The organism is Halomonas sp., from assembly GCF_052095765.1.
Classification (GTDB): Bacteria; Pseudomonadota; Gammaproteobacteria; order Pseudomonadales; family Halomonadaceae; genus Halomonas.
Genome location: NZ_JBQDJZ010000064.1, coordinates 15,361 through 17,041, shown reverse-complemented (window position 1 = coordinate 17,041; position 1,681 = coordinate 15,361). Strand labels below are relative to the sequence as shown.

Here is a 1,681-nt window from a genome sequence, read left to right as displayed (position 1 = left end):
AGCGTGATCTTCTGGCACTTGAACCCATTTAAGAGGTCGGTTTCTTCAATCGACTGATCGATTCGATCCTGCTTTTCTTCAGCAACCTGTTCGGCGGCTGGTTTGGCTGAGCATGGTACTGAAGTCGCATTGAGTGAGCCTGATATTTCACCGTAAGGAGGTGCCAGAGGTGAGCAACCAGATACGAGATCTCCGCCAGCCCGCCCCGGGTGCTGCAATGGGGCCGCCGAAGCTTGAGTTTCCTTGCGATTACGCGCTCAAGGTGGTTGGTGATGCGGCGGACGACTTTGGCGAAGCGGTTGCCAGAGTGGTCGAGCAGTTTGATCCTACTTTCGACGCCTCAACCATTGAGCTGGTAGCAAGCCGTAATGGGCGCTATCTCTCTGCGCGCCTCAGCATCCGTGCGACGGGAGAAGAGCAGATCAAGTCGTTGTTTGAGGCGCTTAAGGCCACAGGCCGCGTCCATATGGTGGTGTAAGAGTGTCATCCATCAGGCTGCATCGGCTGGGGCGGCGCCCCTACAAACCGGTGTGGCAGGCCATGCGCGAACTGACTGATCTGAGGGACAGCGGTACTGAGGATCAGCTGTGGCTGGTTGAGCACGATCCGGTTTTTACCCAGGGCCAGGCAGGTAAGCCTGAGCATCTGCTGATGCCCGGTGACATCCCGGTGGTACACACCGACCGCGGCGGCCAGGTGACCTATCACGGCCCGGGTCAGGTCATTGCCTATCCGCTAATTGATATGCGTCGTGCTCGGCTGGGTGTTCGCGAGTTGGTCAGTAACATCGAGAATGCTGTCATCAATCTGTTGGCTGGGTATGGCATTGCGTCATCTGCCCGCTCTGATGCGCCCGGTGTCTACGTTGGTGGGTGCAAGATTGCTTCGCTAGGGCTGCGTATCCGACGTGGCGCAAGTTTCCATGGGGTGGCGCTCAATGTCGATAATGACCTGTCACCGTTCCAGTGCATCAACCCGTGCGGCTATGCGGATCTTGAGATGACACGCATGGCTGACCTGATTATTGGGCAGATGCCCTCAGCCCTGACGGTAGGAGAGCGGCTGGCCGACTGTCTGGCGAAGGAGCTGGGCTGTGAGCTGCTCGAAGAGCCGGCTTAGTCGCTCGGTGGCCAGTACTGGCATTGACCACTGAATAGGGAGTGGTAGTGGATCATAAAAGCGCGCCCAGATGGACCGTCCGGGCGCGCTTTTGTTTAGAAGGCTTGCTTGTCTGATGCGCTCGTTAAAGAGCAGCGTGTGTTTGGTGTCTAGCCCACGTGACGCACGGGGATGATGTTAGGGTTGGGTTCCTGGTCCGGCACCCGGGCATGGGCAGACAGCTGCAGCCCAAGGTTGTTTTTCTCGAATACCTGGTCGGCACGATAGCTTGAGCGTACCAGCGGGCCGGAGGGCACTTCCATGAAGCCTTTCTCTAGGCCGACCTGGCGATAATGCTCAAACTCCTCCGGTGTGACCCAGCGCTCTACCGGCAAGTGGTTGCGGGTAGGGCGCAGGTATTGTCCCAGAGTGACGATGTCCACGCCAATCGCGCGTAAGTCGTCAAAGGTTTGGTAGATTTCTTCTTCGCTTTCACCAAGCCCCAGCATCAGGCTGGTCTTGGTGATGATGCGGGGATTGTGGCGTTTGGCATGGGTTAGTACATCCAGCGTTTTGCGGTAGC

Annotated in this window: 2 protein-coding genes and 1 pseudogene; 2 read left to right on the top strand and 1 reads right to left on the bottom strand. The window is 57.6% G+C overall.

The features are described from left to right. Positions 1 to 217: 217 nt before the first annotated feature. Both ACTH3D_RS09200 and lipB read left to right on the top strand, forming a co-directional pair. Entirely contained in the window at positions 218 to 478 is a 261-nt protein-coding gene (locus ACTH3D_RS09200; RefSeq protein ID WP_441666773.1) for an HP0495 family protein, read from the top strand. Positions 479 to 480: 2 nt separating this feature from the next. After that, complete coding sequence (lipB, locus tag ACTH3D_RS09195) at positions 481 to 1,119, top strand: lipoyl(octanoyl) transferase LipB (RefSeq protein WP_441666772.1); 639 nt, start codon at positions 481 to 483, stop codon at positions 1,117 to 1,119. Positions 1,120 to 1,268: 149 nt separating this feature from the next. Here lipB and ACTH3D_RS09190 read toward each other — a convergent pair. Next, a pseudogene (locus ACTH3D_RS09190) lies at positions 1,269 to 1,681 on the bottom strand (lipoyl synthase); the annotation flags it as partial.